Annotated in this window: 29 protein-coding genes; 2 read left to right on the top strand and 27 right to left on the bottom strand. The window is 30.7% G+C overall.

Features of this window, described 5'->3' with window-relative positions:
• Positions 1–10: 10 nt before the first annotated feature.
• From DMR38_RS09425 to DMR38_RS21785, 26 genes are all read right to left on the bottom strand, one after another.
• The gene (locus DMR38_RS09425) at positions 11–1,396 is read right to left on the bottom strand and encodes a C40 family peptidase (RefSeq protein ID WP_207670782.1); all 1,386 of its coding nucleotides are present in this window, start codon (positions 1,394–1,396) and stop codon (positions 11–13) included.
• Entirely contained in the window at positions 1,396–1,911 is a 516-nt protein-coding gene (locus tag DMR38_RS09420) for a hypothetical protein (RefSeq protein ID WP_243124528.1), read from the bottom strand. Before DMR38_RS09420 ends, DMR38_RS09425 begins: the two co-directional genes overlap by 1 nt.
• A gap of 53 nt (positions 1,912–1,964) precedes the next feature.
• Complete coding sequence (locus DMR38_RS09415) at positions 1,965–5,423, bottom strand: transglycosylase SLT domain-containing protein (protein WP_127721028.1); 3,459 nt, start codon at positions 5,421–5,423, stop codon at positions 1,965–1,967.
• A 285-nt stretch (positions 5,424–5,708) separates the two neighbouring features.
• Positions 5,709–6,137: a hypothetical protein gene (locus DMR38_RS09410; protein WP_127721027.1), complete on the bottom strand. Its 429-nt coding sequence runs from the start codon at positions 6,135–6,137 to the stop codon at positions 5,709–5,711.
• 11 nt (positions 6,138–6,148) lie between these two features.
• Positions 6,149–6,586, bottom strand: coding sequence for a phage tail tube protein (locus DMR38_RS09405; RefSeq protein ID WP_175412963.1), 438 nt, complete (start codon positions 6,584–6,586; stop codon positions 6,149–6,151).
• Positions 6,587–6,602: 16 nt separating this feature from the next.
• On the bottom strand, positions 6,603–7,706 hold the full coding sequence (locus DMR38_RS09400; RefSeq protein WP_127721025.1) for a phage tail sheath C-terminal domain-containing protein: 1,104 nt from the start codon (positions 7,704–7,706) through the stop codon (positions 6,603–6,605).
• A 17-nt stretch (positions 7,707–7,723) separates the two neighbouring features.
• Complete coding sequence (locus tag DMR38_RS09395; RefSeq protein ID WP_127721024.1) at positions 7,724–8,176, bottom strand: DUF6838 family protein; 453 nt, start codon at positions 8,174–8,176, stop codon at positions 7,724–7,726.
• A 3-nt stretch (positions 8,177–8,179) separates the two neighbouring features.
• Positions 8,180–8,614 carry an HK97 gp10 family phage protein gene (locus tag DMR38_RS09390; RefSeq protein WP_243124525.1) on the bottom strand — a complete coding sequence of 145 codons (435 nt, stop codon included), beginning with the start codon at positions 8,612–8,614 and terminating at the stop codon, positions 8,180–8,182.
• Between the two features lie 11 nt (positions 8,615–8,625).
• Positions 8,626–9,024: a head-tail adaptor protein gene (locus tag DMR38_RS09385; protein ID WP_243124524.1), complete on the bottom strand. Its 399-nt coding sequence runs from the start codon at positions 9,022–9,024 to the stop codon at positions 8,626–8,628.
• Between the two features lie 44 nt (positions 9,025–9,068).
• Complete coding sequence (locus DMR38_RS09380) at positions 9,069–9,374, bottom strand: head-tail connector protein (RefSeq protein WP_127721023.1); 306 nt, start codon at positions 9,372–9,374, stop codon at positions 9,069–9,071.
• Between the two features lies 1 nt (position 9,375).
• On the bottom strand, positions 9,376–9,486 hold the full coding sequence (locus tag DMR38_RS09375; protein WP_127721022.1) for a Rho termination factor N-terminal domain-containing protein: 111 nt from the start codon (positions 9,484–9,486) through the stop codon (positions 9,376–9,378).
• A gap of 64 nt (positions 9,487–9,550) precedes the next feature.
• Complete coding sequence (locus tag DMR38_RS09370) at positions 9,551–10,717, bottom strand: phage major capsid protein (protein ID WP_127723986.1); 1,167 nt, start codon at positions 10,715–10,717, stop codon at positions 9,551–9,553.
• A gap of 9 nt (positions 10,718–10,726) precedes the next feature.
• Positions 10,727–11,533, bottom strand: coding sequence for a head maturation protease, ClpP-related (locus DMR38_RS09365; protein ID WP_127721021.1), 807 nt, complete (start codon positions 11,531–11,533; stop codon positions 10,727–10,729).
• On the bottom strand, positions 11,511–12,713 hold the full coding sequence (locus DMR38_RS09360) for a phage portal protein (RefSeq protein WP_127721020.1): 1,203 nt from the start codon (positions 12,711–12,713) through the stop codon (positions 11,511–11,513). The genes DMR38_RS09365 and DMR38_RS09360 overlap by 23 nt, the downstream gene beginning before the upstream one ends.
• A gap of 17 nt (positions 12,714–12,730) precedes the next feature.
• Entirely contained in the window at positions 12,731–14,539 is a 1,809-nt protein-coding gene (locus tag DMR38_RS09355; protein ID WP_127721019.1) for a terminase TerL endonuclease subunit, read from the bottom strand.
• On the bottom strand, positions 14,539–15,030 hold the full coding sequence (locus tag DMR38_RS09350; RefSeq protein WP_127721018.1) for a phage terminase small subunit P27 family: 492 nt from the start codon (positions 15,028–15,030) through the stop codon (positions 14,539–14,541). Before DMR38_RS09350 ends, DMR38_RS09355 begins: the two co-directional genes overlap by 1 nt.
• Positions 15,031–15,154: 124 nt before the next feature.
• The gene (locus tag DMR38_RS09345) at positions 15,155–15,616 is read right to left on the bottom strand and encodes an HNH endonuclease (protein WP_127721017.1); all 462 of its coding nucleotides are present in this window, start codon (positions 15,614–15,616) and stop codon (positions 15,155–15,157) included.
• Between the two features lie 189 nt (positions 15,617–15,805).
• The gene (locus DMR38_RS09340; protein ID WP_127721016.1) at positions 15,806–16,351 is read right to left on the bottom strand and encodes a site-specific integrase; all 546 of its coding nucleotides are present in this window, start codon (positions 16,349–16,351) and stop codon (positions 15,806–15,808) included.
• A 69-nt stretch (positions 16,352–16,420) separates the two neighbouring features.
• Entirely contained in the window at positions 16,421–17,002 is a 582-nt protein-coding gene (locus DMR38_RS09335; RefSeq protein ID WP_127721015.1) for a DUF4236 domain-containing protein, read from the bottom strand.
• A 213-nt stretch (positions 17,003–17,215) separates the two neighbouring features.
• Positions 17,216–17,404 carry a hypothetical protein gene (locus DMR38_RS09330; protein WP_127721014.1) on the bottom strand — a complete coding sequence of 63 codons (189 nt, stop codon included), beginning with the start codon at positions 17,402–17,404 and terminating at the stop codon, positions 17,216–17,218.
• A gap of 66 nt (positions 17,405–17,470) precedes the next feature.
• Positions 17,471–17,740 (bottom strand): YjcQ family protein, encoded by a 270-nt coding sequence (locus tag DMR38_RS09325; RefSeq protein WP_127721013.1) that lies wholly within the window; start codon positions 17,738–17,740, stop codon positions 17,471–17,473.
• A gap of 226 nt (positions 17,741–17,966) precedes the next feature.
• Positions 17,967–18,299 (bottom strand): hypothetical protein, encoded by a 333-nt coding sequence (locus DMR38_RS09320; RefSeq protein WP_175412880.1) that lies wholly within the window; start codon positions 18,297–18,299, stop codon positions 17,967–17,969.
• Between the two features lie 165 nt (positions 18,300–18,464).
• The gene (locus DMR38_RS09315; RefSeq protein WP_127721012.1) at positions 18,465–18,893 is read right to left on the bottom strand and encodes a sigma factor-like helix-turn-helix DNA-binding protein; all 429 of its coding nucleotides are present in this window, start codon (positions 18,891–18,893) and stop codon (positions 18,465–18,467) included.
• A 100-nt stretch (positions 18,894–18,993) separates the two neighbouring features.
• Positions 18,994–19,149 (bottom strand): hypothetical protein, encoded by a 156-nt coding sequence (locus tag DMR38_RS21790; RefSeq protein WP_175412962.1) that lies wholly within the window; start codon positions 19,147–19,149, stop codon positions 18,994–18,996.
• A 106-nt stretch (positions 19,150–19,255) separates the two neighbouring features.
• Positions 19,256–19,534, bottom strand: a complete 279-nt coding sequence (locus DMR38_RS09310) for a MazG nucleotide pyrophosphohydrolase domain-containing protein (protein ID WP_127721011.1) — start codon at positions 19,532–19,534, stop codon at positions 19,256–19,258.
• A complete protein-coding gene (locus tag DMR38_RS21785) occupies positions 19,531–19,692 on the bottom strand; it encodes a hypothetical protein (RefSeq protein ID WP_175412961.1) in 162 nt (53 codons plus the stop codon). Before DMR38_RS21785 ends, DMR38_RS09310 begins: the two co-directional genes overlap by 4 nt.
• A gap of 421 nt (positions 19,693–20,113) precedes the next feature.
• On the opposite strand from DMR38_RS21785, the gene DMR38_RS09305 reads away from it, so the two are divergent.
• Both DMR38_RS09305 and DMR38_RS09300 read left to right on the top strand, forming a co-directional pair.
• Positions 20,114–20,329, top strand: a complete 216-nt coding sequence (locus tag DMR38_RS09305; RefSeq protein ID WP_013239786.1) for a helix-turn-helix transcriptional regulator — start codon at positions 20,114–20,116, stop codon at positions 20,327–20,329.
• Positions 20,330–20,331: 2 nt separating this feature from the next.
• Positions 20,332–20,673 (top strand): hypothetical protein, encoded by a 342-nt coding sequence (locus DMR38_RS09300; RefSeq protein WP_127721010.1) that lies wholly within the window; start codon positions 20,332–20,334, stop codon positions 20,671–20,673.
• 339 nt (positions 20,674–21,012) lie between these two features.
• Here DMR38_RS09300 and DMR38_RS09295 read toward each other — a convergent pair whose 3' ends face one another.
• Positions 21,013–22,245, bottom strand: coding sequence for an IS256 family transposase (locus DMR38_RS09295; RefSeq protein WP_127721009.1), 1,233 nt, complete (start codon positions 22,243–22,245; stop codon positions 21,013–21,015).
• Positions 22,246–22,371: the final 126 nt, after the last annotated feature.

Below are 22,371 nucleotides of genomic sequence, written 5' to 3'. Positions count from 1 at the left end.
ACCTCCTGGATCAAGTTACACGAACTACACCACTACATTCACCTCTATAGTAATCACTTAATGTTGTTATTCTAACATTTGCACCTGTGTGTGGTGCCTCAATAAATTGATTGTTTCCAATGTATATTGCAACATGTCCTTTATTAAAAAAGAACACAAGATCACATGGTTGTATATTATCCAAGCTGACTTGTGTTCCTTCTCCAAACATTGTATAAGTATAAGGAGTAAGGCTTATCCCAAAATGTGCAAATACATAGCTTACAAAGCCACTACAATCAAAACCACTTGGAGTTTTCCCGCCCCAAACATAAGGCACACCTAAAAATTGTTTTGCATAGCTTATTATCTGATCTTGTTTACTGCTGTCACTACTTGTACTATTACTACTAGAGGATGATGAACCTGATTGACTTAACTGTTGAAGTAATGCAGGTTCTTCAAAACTTGCATTAGAAAAATCAATTGTAACCTGTATTTTATGGGTATTATTACTTAAATTATGTTGAGCTGACTTCACTTTAAAATAACCATTTACACCATATTTAGATATATCTACAGGTATACTTCGTTTAGCCCTAATATCTTCGCAACCTTCTATATCAGTTAAATTTAATGTTACTTCTCTGTTTGTTGCATCATAATTATTTAAATATTGATCTGCTAAATTTTGTGACTGTGCACTATTGGCCTTTTCAATACTTAAACTCTTAGTATATAAACCAAAAATATTTATATTGCTATCATCTTTTGCTGTTGCCATAATAGATCCGTCACTTTCCTCATTGCTTGTTACTATTACCTTATTAACCATACTTTCAAGGCTTCTACTTATTTCAAAGTCATTAGATATTTTATATTTACAATCTATTTTTAAATTGCTTAATTTATCAATCCATAGGACATTTCCTCGCATTTCTTTTATTATATCGTCACCTGTTTCTCCTGAACACTGTTTTAAAATATCCTCTATTATTTCATTTACGGTTTTTCCTTTATATAATTTTGATATTTTTGTTGCCAAAGGTATGCAAGCACCACCAATATTATATTTGGTCAAAAGTTGATATATAGCAGTTTTGGCATCACAATTAAATTGTATAGGCTCAACATCATTTCGGTTTAATAAATAGGCATAATCCATAGCTGTATAAGCACCTGTTTTGTCCTTATTAATCTTCTTAGTTATATATCCTTGAAATACTACTTTGGTATCTTTTTTTAAGACTATATGGCTTCTTCCTTCAGCTAAATCCAGTATAGAATCAAAAGTAAGTTGCACAGATATAGTATCCTGATCGTTTGTCCACTGAATATTATTTATATATGATAATATATCCACAAAATTTCCATTACCGTTATACCCAATAATATAATTTGTATATAAATACCACATTATTTTAATATTCCCCTTATACCATTTATGGCAGAACTTATAGCAGAATTTAAAGCATTTTTTGCAGGAGTTATATCTATTTTTATTGGGCATCTATACTCTTTAAATTCCACTTTATATAGAATGTCTTTATTCCTTCGTGGATGTTGACTCAAGCTTTCAACAGAAACCATCCAGTTTAAAATTTCAGGACTTATATTGTTTTTATTAATACCTCTATTCATAATGCACCTTATAGGCTTTTTTGAAATCATAGCTTGACTCCATAAATTAATCAAAAGGTATGGATTAATCTGACTTTGAGCCCATGGATATTTACCAGGATATTCAGGAAGAAATCCCTCAAGAGGGAAAGTTATCAAACTAACATTGCCTAAGATATTATAAAATCCATTATCATAGCTCTCAAACTCTTCGTTCTTTGCTGTTTTAGCTAATTCTGGCATGTTTTCTGGAAGTACTGGTAACTTGTATACCTCACTTCTATCCAAAGTACTAAAATAAATTTCAAACAATATATCACCTTCTTTTTTGTAAAATAAAAAGGAGGCTATTAATAAAAGCCACCTTATTGATTATCAATTACTGCTAATACTTTATTTCCAACATATTCTCCACATTGTTCCATGAATTCCTCATTACCTATTACATTACCTTTTACTATTACATATACTTTTATATCTCCCCTGCTTCCTAATATTTTTTTAGTATCACTCCCTTTATATACTTTACTTCCACCTCGTAGATCAACTACCTTACGGCCTGTAACTATTTCAGCTTCATATTCTCCAACCTCTGCTTTTCCTTCTTTTGAGCTTTGTGTTCCATTTGCATACCCAACATATGGTCTACCCTCAGCCAATGCCCTTACACCAGGTACATTGTATACAGATCCATAATCATGTTGAATTAGTTTTATACCTGCAGCAATGTTTGCAATAGGATTATAAATATCAGTCAATCCTGGCAGGTGATAATCAGACATATTTTCATCAATAAGTTGCATGAGCCCTTTTGAAGGATGGCCTGCCGCTGCGTTTGAGTCCCAAAGATTTATAGAATTCGGATCTCCGCCAGATTCATGCTGGATAATCTCAGCCAATGGCTCCGCCCAATCTGAGGATACACCAGTTAGAGCAATTGCAGCACTTATCCATTCTGCTACATTTCCTCCACCACTAAGAAAACCTAATCCATTTTGCATTATCCCTTGGAGCATTTTGCCTAACCCAGAAAGATTGCCAGTATCGATAAAATTTTCAATTATATTGCCTAAGGCTCCGCCTAGAGTTCCATTTGCCAAAGATGCAATATCCCCAAATATTTTCTTTATTACATCTCCTATGCCGCTACTTTTAAGTGAGTTAATAAATCCTTGCATAAAATGTATACCTACTTGAAACATTTTCCTACTTGGAGAACGTATGCCAAAAATATCTTTAACACCTTGCAGTACACTGGAAGCTAAACTTTGTGCTGTAGCAACTACGTTACTTGTTTGACTAGATATACCTGCACTTAATTGCTGTATAGCATTAATCCCCAAGGTATTATTTAGTGCAACAAAATTATTTATAGGTGTTGTAATATTAGTTGCCATATCTGTTACACCTTTTACAATGTTTGGAGTGGTATTAATGACACCTTCATTCATTCCATTAATAAAATCAGGCATCCATTGAGCGTATGGCTTTAAAGGGCCTTCATCTGGTGTACTAAAATGCAATATGCTTCTTATTTTATCTGCTATGTTTGAAGCTCCTTTTTTTACTGCATCTATTTTATCATTAATACCTTGTAAAAATCCTTGTATCATGTCATGTGCCCAAGTTGATGCCTTGGATGGTAAACTTGTAAAGAAAGAAACAAAACCTTGAAATTTTTGAGATATCCAAGAACCTATATTTACAATTGTATTAGATATACCATTTTTCAAACTTGTAAACATAGAAACACCAGATTGATATAACCTAGATGGTAATGTAGCAAACCAATTAATAATTGAATTCCATGTATTTATTATCCAGCTTACCACACCTGATACTATGCCTGATATCCCATTTCTAAAAGCATTCCATCCATTTATAGCTCCTAATTTTAGGTTAAGCCATAAACTGGAGAAAAAATTTCTAATACCATTCCAGATTGATTTTATGCCATTTACCATCCCAGTAAATAACTGTATTGCTGTTGTTCGTATAGCATTTATTACAGTGATTATAATTAATCTAATATTGTTTCCTATATTGCGAATGTCATTGCCTAGGCTTTTCAATATTTTAGAAATATCAGTCCTTACGCTTCCAAACTTACCACTAATTATATCCATGATAACTAAAACAACACCAAGAACTATAGTTTTAATGCCATTCCATATACTTGAGAATATGTTTCTTATAGAATTAAAAATAATTGTAATAGCTTGAATTTGAGATGAAAACTTAGTATTGACGAATGTAACTATAGAAGTAACCACAGTTGAAAATACTGATTTAATTCCATTCCAAATTGTACTTGCAGTTGTTTTTATTCCATTCCATACACTTACAGCAGTATTTGTTATTCCACTCCATAAGCCACTAAAAAAACTTCCAATACCTGAAAATATACTCTTTATTGTATTGCCAACATCTGAAATTACGTTTTTTACACCATTAGAAAAGTTGCTAGCTCCTTGTGTAATACTGCTCCAAATTCCTGTGAAGAAATTTTTTAAAGGAGTCCAATTTTTTATTACTATATAGGCTATTGATGCAATTACAGTTATCGCTATTATAAAAGGTACTGCATTGACAGGTACACTAAATATTGACGAAAGTAGTTTTCCTGCTTTACTTAAACCTTGTAGTCCTTCAACTCCTTTTTTTATATCCTTTATAGTTCCTTGAATCTTTACACCTTCTTGTACAAATTTAGTAGCAATTAAAGCTCCACCTAATCCAGCTAAAATAGTTTTTGTGGCTGCAGCATGTTGTGAAACAAAGTTTACTAAATCTCTTAACCCATATATGACACTATTTATAGTCCATTTTAATGTTTCAAGAGGTTTGCTATCTATGCCAGAAAATAAATTTTTTATTCCACTTGCTTGCCCTAAATTGCCAAAACTATTCATAAGGCTTTGAAGTGGAACTTTAGCATTATTAGCAATACTGACTATTGTATTACCTATACCACTAAATATAGTCCCAATTGACTTCAATCCACCATTATTAAATGTTAGTAACATTTTATTTAAAAAAGGCAAAAAGTTAGTTGCAATACTTGCTCCCATTTGTTCAACGTTAGCTTTTGCAATTCTCATTTGATTAGCAAATGTTTGCTGAGTCTTAGCAAAATCACCATGCTTATCGGCTGTAACAGACATTAAATAGTTATATCTTAATGTTACCTGTTTAGCCTGACTCATGCTTTCGTAGCTTTTTGTTATACCTTGTGATAATGCATAGGCCTTTAAATTTGCAACATCCATGTTTATGCCAATTTCTTTAAGTGGTTCAGTCTCTCCACTTATACCTGATCTAATTTTTTCAAAAGCTATCTCTGGATCTAAATTATCAAAACTGGCCATGTCTCCTGATAGCCCTACTAAGTCTTCACTCATTTTTGTAAGTGAATCTCCAGCTATACCACTAGATTTCATCATTGCCCCTAAGTATCCAGTAAATTGTTTAGCTTGGAGTTGATTTAATCCATACGCGTTTAAAGCTGTCTTAGACCATGCATCTATTTGTGATGCACCTTTTCCAAAAGTTTGATCTACTACATTTTGAACTTCAACTAAGTTAGAAGCAAATTCAACAGATTTCTTTGCAACCTCAGCAAATCCTAATCCTGCCAAAGCTCCAGCAACTTTAGTCTTTATAGTTCCAAAACTTTCTCCAATATTATTTCTAAACTTTGCAATATCATTTTGAGTATGTTGTATCTGACGCTGGAAAGCCTTTGTATTTTCTGTTGTTCCTTGTATGGTTTTTGAAAAATTATCTTTTAAACTTAAAATTGTAGCTATTACCCTACTTGCCATGTGCTCACCTGCCTTTTATTTTTAATAAAGAAAAAAAGTTTTAATTAGACATACAAAAGTATGTCTTCATCAAAACTTTTTTCAAAAAAAATAAATAAAACTAATTATCTTCATCTTCTCTTGTGCTAAACATTGCACTTACGAAGTTAGCTTTACTTTTCCAGTAGTTATCTACTGCACACATATAAAATACCCTTTCAAAATAGCTACAATTTAATAGATAATTAATACTTTGTGGATCTCTAACAGCATAAAAGGCAAGTGTATGCCACCACTTGTCCTTTTTTATTCGTTTTTTACTTTACCTTCCACCTCACTTGACTTTAAATTTTGTTTTCCTATTAATTGGTTTGCTATGTCATCTACCTCATTCATATCAGGAATCCATGTTTCAACAATTGCTTCAGGATCATCAGTACATCCATATGCTTCAAGAATATCATTTTCATGCATTATAGGGCAGCAATCATAAATTAATTGTCTCATTGCCGGAATGATTTTACCCATCTTTACACTCTGGTCACCATTAGTATTAATATCCATCACATCTATAACCTCTGTAATTTGATCTTGGCTTGGCCTTTTAAAAGTTACAGTTCCACCTAAACTTTTAATTTCTATATCTTTGAATTTTGCTGTTGTTGCTTTTTTTATAAGTTCCTTATTTAAAAGATCTTTCAAAGTTAATTTCTTTAATGTTTTTTTACCTGCCATAATATCTCCCCCTAAACAGTTATTGGATTAATTTTATCTAGAACTTTAAAACTACCAGCTTTAATAGGTATTTCTTCAGTTATAAGTTTTTTAACTTCAGAATTTAGGCCAAATTCTGTCACAACTACATCATAGAATTCCATTCGACCTGTTTGTTTTGTAACTTTATTAGTCACAGCTCCACTTACTTTTAATTGAGGCATCTCTCCTGTCAAATAAGCTTCCCCAACAATACTTGCACCAACACTTCTCATTTTATTTAGTTTAAGTGTCCCGCTGCACTCATATCCTAAATAAACGTAGGTTGTCCCAAATTCTCCTGCTTGATTTACATCATCAAATTTACCTGTAACTTTCAATTCACAAGAAGCTATTTCTGTAATTTTTACATTATTCATATAAACAGTCATATTGGTTCCAACTAAATAGTCAGTACCTTTGTTAGCCATATTGACCATCTCCTCCCTAATTTAACATGTTGTTTAATGTCAAATCTGTCATAGCAAACAGTATCTTTATATTTGACTTTAAAAATACTTTTCTGCCAATAACAGTTTGTTTTACCTGAGCATCTGTAAAAGAACTTGCACCGCTAACACCAGCAGCAACTAGTGCTTTTTTTTGTACATCTGTATCTATATATGATGCATTGTCAAAATTTTCATCCAATATACCACCATTTTCTTCTTTAGTAAGTTCCTTATAAAAGCCGTTTACTGCACTAACAAATAATACTTGATGATCTGGAGTGTTTTTGACTTTTCCCTGCCAATCATTTTTAAAAGTATTTCTTACATCTGTTGCAATTAACGCTTCAGCTTCCACTATCTCTATAAATTTTTCATCTTCTATAGCATCATCATCTGTTAAAGAATTAATTGCTAGTCCTATTCTTACTTTATTTTCACCGTCATCATTGTCATTTATAAGAGGCATTTTTCCATTATTTATATCCGCATTAACGTCTGTATTTTCCTGTACACTCACTAAATTTTCTATTACTAAATTTGTGGCACTTCTAGTTATTGCATTACCTGCAAAATATCCTAAAAGTGTTGGAATAGCTTCATTTGAAGTTTGTTCTCCTCTGCTTCCTTTAAAAGTTACTTTGGGATTATCTATGTTCGTAACAAACTTAAAATTTGGTGGTACAGTTGAATTAAATACAATTCCAAAATAATATCTCTTCTTTGCAACTTGGTCTTTTATGAAAGAAGTAATTGCATCCTGGTCTGCCTGTACTTCACTTGGAGTACCTATCCATCCCCTTTCTAAAGTTCCAGCTATAGTTAATGCATCTGCAATTTTGCCACCTGTTGCATCAATCCTAATTACTGTTACTTTTGCTGGTTCTCCAATAAAAGCATCTGTTATATACATTAAATTTGCTGGAGTATATAAGGCTGAGTCCTTTGCCGCAACTGTAGCATCTGTATATACTTTTGTGCTAAAAGTTTTGTCAGTATCATCCTTTATAATTAGGATTACATTTTCTTTTTGGCTTCTACCTTCTAACGTAGAAGCCAATTTTGAGAAAATAACATCTATGTTTGGTAAATTCAAAGACATTTAAAACATCCTTTCTCTTAATTATTTTCTAATTCATCCATTTCCAATTCTTCCATAACTTCAGCATCTTCCTCTGAAAAGTCCTGAAGTAAATATAAGTAAAAATGCACTTGTAATACTCCATCTGTAACCACAGAATCTATATCATCTTCTAAAATTTCCATCAGATATTCACCATCATCCGTACTAACTAGCACACCATCAAGGAATAAATCAGTTAAATCATTTTCCATATTTAAAAGTTCAATCCTGTTCTTATATGCACTTGTAGGAAAATAGTAAATCCTTATGGATGTTTTACTTTCTTTAATATCTTGGTTATATCTGTTGGATTTATTATCATCTTTATTTACATAAAAAGAAGGTCTTTTAAAGCCTTCTTTTATATCTGTACTTTGTATTGGTATATCAGGGAATTTATCTTTTATTTTTAAATTTATAGCCTTTACTATGTCTTTTATAGTAACCATTTTTTATAATCCTTTGTTTTTCAACATATCATCAATGAATTGTTCGCAATTATCATAGTATTTATTTAAAAATTCACTGTATTCTTTTTCAAAGGCGTGGAATCCTGGGACAAATCCTTTTCCTACAGTATTCCCTGCTTTGTCAGTTTGCATATGACCATTTTCCAGTAAATGAGCATGAGGGCTGTTGTTCATTGCTCTGCAGGCTAAAGAACCATCATATTTATAGACTTTTCCACTTTTAAATGATTTATAGTAATTACCAGTTTCCTCAAGTATACCTAATTCTTTTGATTTATTTTTAGTTGCCGTCTTTAATTGATTTGCATTCTTTTTTATAAACTTTTTAGATTCTTTAGGAAGCTCTTCTTGTGCTAAACTAAGAAAATCCTTTGTTAAATCATCCAAGCCACTTAAGCCTTCAAATCCATCTTCCAAAATATCACCACCTACTCTATTTTTTCAGTACAAAATATTTCAAGCGTCTTATGAGCAAAGTATGGATCTAAGATATAATTTATATCAAATCTATGGCCAACTTTAGCATTTTGATCTTTAGCATATATATCACTATCAGCTTTATTTTCAAAATACATAAGCCACATATCATCCGTTATGTTCTTCCCTGATCCATATCTCACAATTATTTTGTGAGTTGTATCTGCAGTTACTGTATCAGGATTAGTTTGTTTTTGCAATTTCCCAGTTTGGGGGATTATACTTGACCAAATTTTTTTTAAATATTGCGGGCCATAATCTTCCTCACAAATTTCATTTTCTTCTTTACGCATCTGCCAAACTTCAATCCTTTTGTCTAACTTCCCCGGGTCTAATTTATTATCACTCAAATTTACCTCTCATTTCTTTTAAAAGTTAGTTTTATTTTAATAGTTTACCCTGTATCAACGCTATCTGTAGTTGAATTTGACAATTTATATGCTTCTAACTGCATATATAAGCTTGTTAGTCCAATATTATCTTTAATTCCTTCCCCCCTATTTTCATTAAAATTAGTTACTATAATTTTTTGTATCAGATCATACAACGCTAATGCCTTTTCATCACCTTGTACATCTGAAAGCTCAACTCCAGTGGCCTGCTTAATTATCATTTCACTTGCAGAAAGTAAAGAGGATAAAGTATTGTCTTCATCCTCATAATCTACCTTTAGCCACTCTTTTACTTCTGATAAATTCATACTATACACCCTCTTTAGCTAATATTGCACTTATCAAATCAGCTTTATTCAAACTAGAATAGCCTGTCATGCCTTTATTTTTTGCAATAGTAGTTAATTGGTCAACTGTCATAGCTTCAAGTTGATCTTGTGTATATTTTGTTGTATCTGTTGTTCCCTCTGTTGCAGAGGGTGCACTAGGGAGTAACAGTTTTTACTGTTGCAAGTCTAAATGCAGAATACATTTTTATTTTGTGGTCAATCCATGCTGTCAATACAAAACTTTCCATGCCTGTTTTAACATTTTTATCCTGGTCATAAAGCATATTTAAGTCATAGTTAAAATGAGAATATCCAAAATCGCCTACAACTGGTATTGTTGCTAAATCACAAAATATAACTGGTGCTCCCAAAATCTGCTCTGGCTGTGCTGTATATAAAGTAGAATTGTTATTAGCTAAAGTATCAATCATATCAAAATAGTCTGATTTTCGCATAACTATCTTTGCATTATCAGAATAATCATCTTCCAAATCAGCTAATGCAGCTTTAACTGCTTTAAATAAAGTATCTTTTTGAACTTCTTTTATTAAATATTTGCTACCAGCATCTTTCTTATAAAAACTCATATCAGTAGGAGCTGCAGCTTCAAATGCTACTTTCTTTTCTTTCTTAGCAAGTCCACTTTCTAATGCATTATTTACGGTTTCTACTAAGTTAGTTGCGGTACCATTAAGTATAGTTTCACTTATATCACAGAATACTTTGAACTTATTTCTTGCGAATACAATTGTATCTGCACTTGCTTCTAATTCTTTTGCTGTAGCACCATCTTGAACAAAATCATCATCACTTAGAGTAAAAATTATTTTAGGTACTTCAAGGTTGGTTATATTAGTAAATGTTGAAATACCTCTCAATGGATTCTTTGCCATAGGTTCAGTCAATAATTCAGTAGTCATAGTAGTTGGGAGTAATTTTCCTCCATCTCCAAGAGATGTACCATCACCCAAAGAAGCTCTAACCCCTCCAAGTGCATTCTTTACATCATCTGATACTGGTTTATGTGCCATTACAGCTCTTACTAATGATGCTTTTGCTTTAATAATTTTAGCTTTTGGATCGTCATCACCATCTAAGTTGTTTTTAGTTTTAAGTTTTTCTTTTGCCTGTTTATCTAAATCATCAATTTGAGCTTTTAATCCATTAAATCTTTCTTCCAAGTCTTTTACATTATTTTTCTGTTCATTTCTAGCGTCTATAGTAGTTTTTGAATCAGCATACATCTTTACTAGTTTTTCATTACTTGCTTTTAAATCCTGACCTACACCATCAAGTGTTTGTTCAAGCTGATATCTATTCATTTTCATATATTATTCCTCCTCTAAATTTGAATATTTTAATGTATTATTAACTCTTTCTATTAGGCTTTCAATTTCTGCATCCTTAACAACAGGATGTTTTGTATTATTTTTAGGTGTAATATTAAGTAAATTTTTAGGCGTATTTTTGTATTTACTAAAAAATTCACTTTTTATACTTGCTGCAACTGGTTCAGTTGTATCAACCTCAATATTAAATACTTCTGCAGCCTCATCACCTGTAAACCATTTTTCATCATCCATCATTTGTTTTATATCATCAGCTTTTATGCCATCTTTAGCATTTTCCATATAAATATTTACAAGTGATTTACTTATCTGATCAAGCATATCCGCTACATTTCTGAGATCATTGGCATTTCCTCCTGCATGTGTCCAAGGATTGTGTATCATAAGTTGTGCACTTGATGGAATTACTATTTTATCTCCTGCTAATGCTATTATGCTTGCTGCACTTGCTGCTAGGCCTTCAACATAAGTTGTCTTATTTGCACTATTATTTTTTAATATGTTATATATTGCTACACCTGCAAAAACATCACCTCCGCCACTATTTACATGAATATTTACATCTGTCATGCCATCAATTTCATTAAGAAAATCAGCAACATCCTGTGGAGCTTTATCTTCTGGACTTCCACTACTCCACCAATCATCAGGATCATATGTAGTAGAAACTATGTCACCATAAAAATATAAATCTGCAGCAGTATCAGTTTGATTTTTAATTTCCATTTTTCCATTAACTTTTTCTTTACCAAATTTATCTTTACTCTTAAACTCCAGTATTTTGGACATTATTTTCACCTCCATCTACATCTACTTGTGGTGCATTTAACAAATCTAAAGAAATTAAGTCTTTTGATACATACAATTTATCCCCTCCTGGCTTTGGTGGCATATCTTCCAATGATCTTACTTCATTGGGTGTAAACCACGCGCTCCTTATCCCTTTAAAATAAAAATTTCCCCTTGTATTCATATCTGCTCTGGCCAAACCATTCAGATTGAATTTAAGGGAAAATCCATTTTTCCTTTGTTGATGTGTAAGCAATTTTCTATTTGTTTCCTGTTCCCACATTCGTGTATTAGGCAACATTGTATCTTTTATATACTCCAAATCAGCCTGTTCAGAACTATTATAGCTGCTTTTTTCACTGTTTAATTTACTTAATGGCATATTATATACTCTTGCTACCCTCTCAACAGTTATTTTTTCAACATCAAAAACCTTAGGATCTATAAAATTGAATCCACTTAATTCCTTAAAGTCTTTACCATTGTCCAGAAACAATATGCCGTTTTTCTGAAATCTTTTTAACATTTCAGTATAATCATCCATAGCATCTTTATTTAATTTGGATGCCAATTTTATAACGACATTAGCTTTTAATCCATTCTGAAGTTGATTTAAGCTAAATTCTTTAATTTCTCTGTCATAATCCACTGTATTTTTAAGTATATCAAGTGGATTTATGCCTTTTTCGCCTACAACTCCAGTTATATGATGTATGTGTATTATGTTACTGTTATGAATATATATTGAACCATCTGAATCAATTACCCTGTACCAAAGTTCATTAGTATCTTTTTCAATTACTGGTTCAACTAAATCCGGATTTAAAATGTGTAATGCTATTGGAGTCATAAACATATCATATTCAATTAAGGCATAAGCATTACCCGTCATATTTTTTAGAGTTTCCATCTTCCTTATAAATTTAAACTGCGTCATAAAGGAATTAGGGCTTTCAATAAGCTCTGCAATATCATTTTCATAAGCATTTACCACATTATAATTTTGATAGAGCTTAAGAGGCAAACTGGCCATTGAATTACTTAGCCTTGTGACTACAGCAAATATAGTTTCATTGTTTGCAATATTTGTATTCCAAAATTTAAAGTTTGAAAAAGGATCTAATACAATACTGCTCTGTGCTCTTATAAAAAAATTCTTAATAGTACTTAATATTCCCAACCTTCCACCACCTCTTCCTATATGTCTGGACTATAGAATGTATCTCCTGTAGAATTATCAAGTAATGCTACCATTCTTACATGTGATATTGTTGTTGACACTGCTGCATCTATTCTTTCACTGCTATCTTTTTCTTTATACAATTTTATATTTTCTTTTCTATCAGGATCTTCTAACGCATTACTCATACAGTAAGTGAGAACTGGATTGCCGTTATGCAGAACTTCTTTTGCATATACTTTAGCTCTAAAATCCTTTGTAGGTTCTGATAATGAAGCATATGTTTGAGGTATTTCTATTACTAAAATGCCTAAACTTTCAAATTCTCTTGCTATATCATCACAATGCCATGGATCATACGCAATGGAATCTATATCAAAGTCATATTTTTTCTTCTGATCTAAAATATAATCAACTATATATTCATTTTTGATTTTAGCTCCTGGTATTTTAGTTATATACCCTTGTTTACACCACAAATCGTATGGAACCTTATCGGTCTTCTTTTTAGCCTCCAGAGTATCCTCTGGAATAAAACAATGATTTAAAACCAAAACCTTGTCATTACCTAAATCGAATTCAAATGTAGTACTCGTAAGGTCAATTTTGTCTGACTTATCTATTCCAACAACACATTTTAAGCCTCTTAAATCAAATTTGATTTTATCAGAATCATCTACTGTAACAATACTCTCTAATCCTTCCAAAATGTCTACATTACTTTGTGTTATTCTACATTCATCCCATTTTTGCATATTCATATAGGCCTTTTTACTCTTTTGATTTACCCATATATTGCACTGCTTTGTAAAAAACTCGAGCCTCTTATCTTCTCTTTCTTTGGCTGTGTTCATTTTTTCTTTTAATTTATTTAATCCTGTCTCATATGTACTAACAACAGGATTTGCCTTAATGACATTCATAATATCAAAAGGATCTTCTTTTGCTCCAACTTCACAAATTATAATAAAGTATTTATCATCATTTAAATTAATATATGGATTAATAACTTTTGAGCAGTAATCATATTCTTCTTTACAAGGACAAAATACTTTTCTTCCTGCTGTTGTTATAATTGCAATTAAAGGATTATACCTTGCACCCATACCACTTTCCATTGTATCAACTGGTTCGCTTGTATCAAATAAATGGTATTCATCTATTACAGCTAGTTGAGGATTATAAGAGTCACCTTTTTTCAAATCATCTTTAGTAAATAAAGTCATTACACTGTTACTTTTTCTATGAATTATTTCATTTGTAGACTCCCTGATTTTTAATTTTCTTCTTAATATCCTGTGACCTCTTATCATGTTGCAAGCTTCATTAAACACAGCCTTTGCTTGTTTTGAAACTGGTGCCAAGCAATAAACTTCACTTCCAGCAACTCCATAAGCACATAATTCATAAGTTGCAATAGATGCTAACGTCTGTGACTTAGCATTCTTTCTCCCTACCTGTTCATACATTCTTTCAAATCTTCTATATCCAGTATTAACATTTATCCAACCATATACATTACCAAGCACAAATTTAACAAATATGTGAGCTTCTATTTTGGTTCCCGCTAACTCACCTTTACTATGTTTAAATTCCTGCAGCCAATCAATAGCTCTCTGTCCCTGATTTTCATCAAATGCATAAGGAAATCCCTGTGTATTTTCTTTAGATAAATCATTTAAGAATCTTTTACACGCCCATTTATGCTTTGTACATGCAACTATTTTATTATTTAAAATTCTATTACAGTATTCAATTAGCTGTTCTTTTAAAGTTCCCGTAAAACAAGTAGAACTTTTAATGTTATCCTCTAACGTTAACGCCATTAGATATCACCAAATTCTTTTTCAAATTCTTTTTCTCTGTCATCTTTGACTTCAGTATTTATTTGTATAAGCCTCTGTCTGCTTGCTGGGGTTAATCCAAATTCTGTAGAATATTTTTTTATAATATCAGCATATCCATTTTGTATCCGTATATATGGACTGGGGACTTCTTTAGTGCTGCCATTTTTGTTTGTTTCCATTACAGTAAGTGTCCCAGTGTTTAGTGCAATAGTAGCTTCAATGTATTTGTCAAATGCACCTGAAAGAACTGAAAGATCGTGTACATCTAAATTTGCTAATATTTGTGTGACATTAAGTTCACTTACTATTTCTTTAAAAATTTTTTTACTTCTCTTACTTAGCCAAGTTGGAGGCTTTATTTTGTCATTGGGAAGTTGGCTTAAAATTTCCTCTTGCTTAGTCCTAAGCTCTTTTTCTTCTTTTGTAATATGCTTTTTTAAAGTTTCAGTTTTTTGCTTTATAGCTCCCATTTTTATCCTCCCTTCATTAATAATAAATATTAATTGAAAATAAAAAATCCCCTTTTTACTTTATAAAGGGAAAATATCGTCCGAAAAAGTTTGCATGAGGTCTTCGTCGCAAACCCGCATATTTTCAAGGTGGGGGGGCTTTTGTTGGTGGCACTCCATTTCTAAATTTTTCTAATAATTCTATTAATAAAGCTTGAGTTTTTGCCTTGTCATTCTCATATAGCTCATGTATCTTTTTATGCGTAGATTCAGATAAAGGGAAGAGGTTCTCTATATCATCTCTCTTATCCCAATCGTCTTTAATTGGAATAATATGATGTACTGTATTGGCTTTAGCAATTCTATTCTCAATATAGTAAACATAAACATCTATATAGTTATAGGCAAGCAATACATTAACTCTTAATTGCTCCCACCATTTAGTCTTATAAAACTTCCATTCCTTGCTATCCTTTCTATTGTAATCATAGAATTTATAGTTTGCTTTCATCCTTTCTTCCATCTTAACTTTATGCTTCTTACAATAGACTTCACCTTTATTTATTAACTGATTACATCCTATATATTTACATATTTGCTTTGGCATTTAATCATCTCCATTTGCAAGATTGTATATGCCCTTCTTGCATTTTGAATTTAACTGTATAGGTAATTGTGTTAAACTATTATAACCTTATTAAACCATTGATGTTATGCCATTATTATTTATTATCAATTAGCTATTTATCATTATCTCGTTATGTTAAGTTCAAGGCATAATTTGATATTTTTTATATCATAAATAGGTCATTTCCTTAACAGATTCGTCTAGTTCATCTTGTATTACACCAATGTATCTTAATGTAACTCTCTGGTCTGAATGGTTAAATATTTCCATTAGTTTCACAACATCTTTATTATTCTGGTAATGCCAATACCCAAATGTTTTCCTTAAAGTATGGCAGCTTATATGGATATCAAATAGATTACCAATATCAATAAGTATTTGATATGCTCTTATTCTGCTTATTGGATTGTTTCCGCCTTCCCTACTACGTATAATGAACTTATAGTTTTCTTCATTCTTACAATATCTTTTTAATTCTCTTTTAAGCTCATTATTAATTAGAAACCTTTTAGCCTTTTTAGTTTTCTTTTCAATAATACAAATATGATTTCTATTCTTAACATCACCAACCTTTAACCTTAGAATGTCACTGATCCTTAGCCCTGTATGTATCCCAAGTAAGAACATAATATAATCTCTTTCGTTTTCCCTTTTTAGATACATTAAGATATCTCTAATTTTCTTTTTACTACGGATAGGCTCTACTACATTCATGTCACCACCTCGCAAATATGAATTTTTTCTTATAGATACATAAAAAAATAAGACCTATATAAATAGGTCTTAACTAATTTCTTGTTGTGTTAATTCTAATAATCTTCTAGTACTTTCATACTCTTTTTTCTTAAGACTCTTTTCGCAATAATATATACAATCTTCATTATTTCTAAAATGATATGCCTTTATAGCCTTATATTGATATGTTTGTGCCCAACATTGTTTATTAAATAATAAAGTAAATAATAGAACTGCTGCTGATATTAATGCAAATACAGCCAATGGAATAAATATAAACATAGCTATAAATAATATTGCTGTTATAATAATTTCTTTCCATATTATTTTAGGCAATTTTATCTTATCTTCTTTATTATCTATAGGACATTCTCTCCATACTTTAGCTGCCTCTGAGATTCTGTTTGCAACTCTTTCAATTTTACTTTCTTTAGGTTTTGTATCGTATTTTTTATATTTACTATAGCTTATTCCTGTACCTGGTATTCCTACAGTAGTTCTAGTACCATGCTTTCCTATATTTTTTGTATAGCCTTTACCACCAATAGAAACACTATTTATACCTTTCTTTCCAACATTTAATTTTATTCCTGGTGCTATTTTAATTGACCTTCTAATTCTAAACCCCATAATATCACTCCCATGGCAATATTATACTACCGAAATTTAGTTTTATAAAGGAATGTCCTAACTTCTTTTATTCTAAAGGTGTACTAAGTTTAAATAAAACACATTTATCAACCTTTATTAATATTCTTTATTGGTTCAACTACATTCATATCACCACCTCATTACCCTTTTAACAATTAAAAAGGAGAGCCCTTTTGAGCTCTTCTTTTTAAGTTATGCTTGTTCAATTCCAACTTTGTTAACATTTGCTAGTCTTATAAACTCTTCTACATCTTTTTCTGCTACACTTATAGTTAGTTGTCCAGGGACACTAGTACTAAAGTCTATTCCTTTATTTTTTAAAAGTTTTGTAAATTGGGGCATTCTCTCATAACTATTTGCTCCTATTTTAAAATCAGTCATAAATATCGCCTCCTTTTACAAAGTCTTCTATATTTAGAGGTAATATTCCTTTATTTGTAGTATGAATTATCTTTTATAGTTACCTTCAAAATATTTTCTTCCCTTTATTGTTATTGATACTTTTCCAGCAAAATCTACTTCTGATTTTAAACCAATATGTTGTTTAGTACCTTCTATATATCCCATTTCTTCTAATTCATTAATAGTTTGAGCAATTTTTAATTTAGTTGTCCCAAGTTTTTTATTATCTATCTTCTTCCAAAACAAATTTGTATCATTATCATCATCTTCTATCAATACTTTTAATATCTGGATTTCTAATTCTTGTTTATTCATATTATCTTTATCTCCTTTAATGGAATTTTATTTTTATATTTAACACATATTTTATAAATAAAATTATGGAGATGTACATTTTAACTTAGAGTTACTCAAGGCTTGGATATATTTTAAGTTATTCAAACTTTTCACCCCCCTTTGCAATCACTATTGTATATAATGTCCAAAAGAGTGAATTTTAATCATATTATTAAAATTTTTTAATAATGGTATAAGTAAATTTTTATCTCACCTGCCTTAATGCACCCTTATGTCTTTTATAACAAGGTGCAGACATTAATACTTTATAGTAAGTATCAGAACTATATTCTTTTCTTTTAAAGTCCTGTAGCTTATTTATGTATTCCTTATTTGATGCTATCCTTACTAAATTTCCAACAAAATAAGGATTCTTAGGAAGTTGTCTATTAATTGATAAATCTATAAGCATCCTAGCAACTCCTATACTTTTTACATGTGTATGTCCTTCCTTGAATATTTTATTTGTATTTATAACTAAATACTCATTACACACTGGAATAACTATAAAATTTTCTTTCTTATAGATCTGATTCATTATTTTCACTTCCTTATAAATTTGTATAAAAATAAAAACACTCAGGTAATCCCAAGTGCTTGCCATGGCTTATTAAATTTTTCTATATTAATATTATATAGCATATTTCCCTGGATGACCGGACATTAATCGGACATTAATCGGACAAAAATCGGACATCTCTTTTTATTCTATTCCAAAGAACACTATTACTATTTTCTGTAATGCTTTGTTCTTTAGTCTTCGAGCTTGCCTTTCTGACTTGTATATCTTATAAGTAAACTCATAGTAGTTTTTACCTTCTATATACCTATATTGTATTATTTCTCTCTCTATATCTGGCAATATGGATAAAGCCTTATCTATTTGTTTTATCTTAGTTTCCATGTGTTTTATCCTTGATTCTAACAATTCTTTTTGTAGTATTTTATTTTCAACATCTGAATTAAACTTATTAGTTTTCCCAGTACATTCCTTATACTGAATTGCAGAGATTGAAGGTTCATCCATTGTAGCTAATTCCATTTTTAGATTTTCTATTGCTAACTTTATACTTTTGTAATTATATAAAAAACTCTCTACCTCATTTATCTTATCAAATTCTTTTTTATTCATATTGCCATACCTCCCGTAAATAAATAAAGAGCTATAGAATTAATACATAAATCCTATAGCTCCATTAGCTCTTCTACAACCCCATTTGGCTGTATGCATATTATTTAATTATCTTTATTGCTGCTTCTTTAATTTTTAGTCCCTTTGGAGTAACCATTATTGTTATTTCTTTTCCACGAATTAAACTTTGCTCTATTTTTTGAATTTTATCTTGTAATTCTTCATGTAAATTTTTATTTTTCGTTCTATTTTCCATAAATGCCTCCTATTATTGTTAAAATTAACTTTAAGGCACTTTAAACTCTTCTAGTACAATTATACCTTTTTGCTTTTTAATACGGCTCATAGGCAAGCTATGTAAGTCATTTTTTATTCACCTGAACTCTTACGGCTGCTTTATGCTTCCACCCTCTATTTACTAGCTTTCTATTATGAATGTGCACTACCTCCTCAATATTTAGTCCCTCATTATACAACTTGTCTAATATTCCTATCGAAACTTGAATATTATCCAAAACTTCCTCTGCTATATGAGACATATTTCCTTCCTTTATTGCCTCAATCAGTTCTCTAGATTCCTCATTTACCTTATCCATATGAGTTTCCCATTTATCATTTTTATCTAATACCATTAGTTTCATTTTATAATCCCCTTTTCTAAAGACCTATCACGTTCAATTCGTCTAATAATATCCATTAAAGTATGCTTCATTGTTTCCCCAAGGTATCTGTCAATTTCTTCTTCAGAAAAACAATATATATGATTTTTTCTTTCCGTTATAGAACCATCTTGTTTCATTAAATTTAATCAACTCCAAATTTTTTATTTAATTTTCCTGATTTTATATTCTCATATTATCGTTTTGCTTTTTCATATTCTTTAGCAAGTTGAGGATTTTCCTTTATTCTTTTTTCTATTTCTTCTTTTTTATTAATTTTTTTAAGTGACATAATATGTTTTTCTATTCTGACATAAAAATACCGTATTGCGTATTAAATTTCTTTAACATAAACCTGGCCATCTTTTGCTGTATGAAAGATATTTTTTTCGGTTGTCATTAAATAAGAAACTCCAGGTGTGACTAAAACCTTCATTCCTGTAACTATTGTATTGTGTCATAAAATAAAACAAATTGTAAACAAGTGTACTTGTCATATTGCAAAGTAAACTTGACATAACCATTTGTATATGATACCATTCAATTACTGGAGGTGTTTTCTTGGATGATAAAACTAATTTAAATAATCGATTAAAAGTTGCACGTGCTGAACTTAACATTTCGCAACAACAACTTGCAACTATGGCAGGCGTAAGCCGTCAAACAATAAGTTCTATAGAAACTGGTCAATACTGTCCAACTGCTAAATTAGCATTAATTCTTGCAAAATGTTTACAAAAAAAGTTTGAAGATTTATTTTATTTGGAGGAGGAATAAAAATGTTTAGAAAAAACAACAAACAAGGTAAAAATACCTCTATTTACGGCATTATAGACGAAAGAACAAAAAGTGTTGTGTATCAAGGAGATGCTTACGCTTGTAGATTTATGATGTTTGCAACCCTCTTAGATATATTTATAAGAGGATTGAAACTAAGCAATTCACTTATAGAATCAAACTTTGACCTAATATTAATTGTGATAATTGGAGGTTTAATATCAACAGCTTATCAAATTAAAAATAAGGTTATTTCTTATCATTCTTCTGCTCGTAGTTTTATTGTTATTGCAGTGTTTACAGCATTTATTGCATTCTTAATAACATTTTTCTATGCAAAATAATCATTGTTTTTATGACTGTGTTTACTAAATATAGAATCTTCACAACCTTTTTCAAATTAAATCTTAAATCACTGCAAAGGTAAAGTATTAATAACTCTAAAATAATATTTAGGGTTATTATTTTTTATAATAATTGTCTTTGAGTAAATTCGAGAATATAGATGGATTTGTGTAAAATAGATTTGATTTAGTTTTATATAACTGGAAATTTTGATTTTCAGTTATATTTTTTTATATTTGAGTAATACTAATACTGATTAATATTACATTCTTATTGTTTGTATAATATACTTAATTATGCAATAAAATAAGAAAAAATATAAAAATTTTAGCTAAATCTTAGAGTATCTCTTCGCCTAGTTTATCATTAAACACAATAGTTAATTGTGCCAATGTCATTCCCCAATTTTGGGATGGAGAAGTCCATTTTTCCATGACTTTCTCAGTAGCTAGGTAAAGAGATTTTCTAAGTGCTTCATCATTTGGAAATACTGTTCTTATCTTCGTAAACTTTCTAAGCTGTCGGTTGAAACCCTCTAATGCGTTTGTAGTATAAATAATTTTCCTGATTTCCGGTGAGTAATTAAAATATGTTGATAACTTATCCCAGTTATTATACCAGGATTCAATTACTATACTATACTTCTGATCCCATTTTTTCTTTAGATTATCCAGGCCGTTAATTGCAGAATCTTCAGTAGGTGCTTTATATACGCATTTTAAATCTTTCATAAATTCCTTTTTATCTTTGGAAGCTATATACTTAATAGAATTTCTTATTTGGTGTATTATACAATTTTGAATACTAACATCCGGAAATACGGATTTTATTGCATCTGGAAGCCCTTTTAGTCCATCCATACAGGCAATCAGTATTTCTTTTACTCCTCTATTTCTTAAATCATTGCAAACTGACAGCCAGAATTTTGCTCCTTCGGCTTCACCAATCCATATGCCCAAAATATCTTTATATCCTTTCATATCAAGGGCCATACATATATAGGCAGCTTTTGTGACTATTTTATTTTCTTCCCTAACCTTAAAATGTATTGCATCCATATAAACAATAGGATACACGTCATCCAGTGCCCTATTCTGCCATTGTGCAGCTGAATCCATAACTTTATCAGTTATTTTTGATATCATTGTTGGCGATACATCGATGCCATATAATTCTTCCAGTTCTGACTGAATGTCTCTTGTAGACATACCTCTTGCGTATAATCCTATAATTTTCTTATCCAGTTCATTGCATACAGTTTCATATTTTTTTACAACTTTAGGTTCAAAGTCAGCTTTTCTATCTCTTGGTATATCAAGATTTACATCACCAACACTGCTCCTAATACTTTTCTTTGAGTATCCATTTCTATAATTTTTATTTTCTGAATCCTCACTTCTTTGATATTTTTCTCTGCCAAGCAGTTCTTCCATTTCTGCCTCAAGCATATTTTGTATAACATCCTTTAAAAGTCTCTGCAGCAAACCATTTCTGCCAACTACGTCCTCCATAGTTTTGCATTTTTTAACTTCTTCCTTATAATCGATATCTGGTACTTCAATTTCTTTCATTTGAAACTCCTCCTAATTTATTTAAGAATATTGTTCCAAATCTTCCATTCCATTATACAAAAATAATGGGTATAGATTTGGTTTTTACACAAATCCATACCCATTCCCGTAAATTCTGTTGGAAGT

The sequence above is a fragment of the Clostridium sp. AWRP genome (assembly GCF_004006395.2).
Lineage (GTDB): Bacteria > Bacillota > Clostridia > Clostridiales > Clostridiaceae > Clostridium_B.
This window is presented reverse-complemented; position numbering and strand designations above follow the sequence as displayed.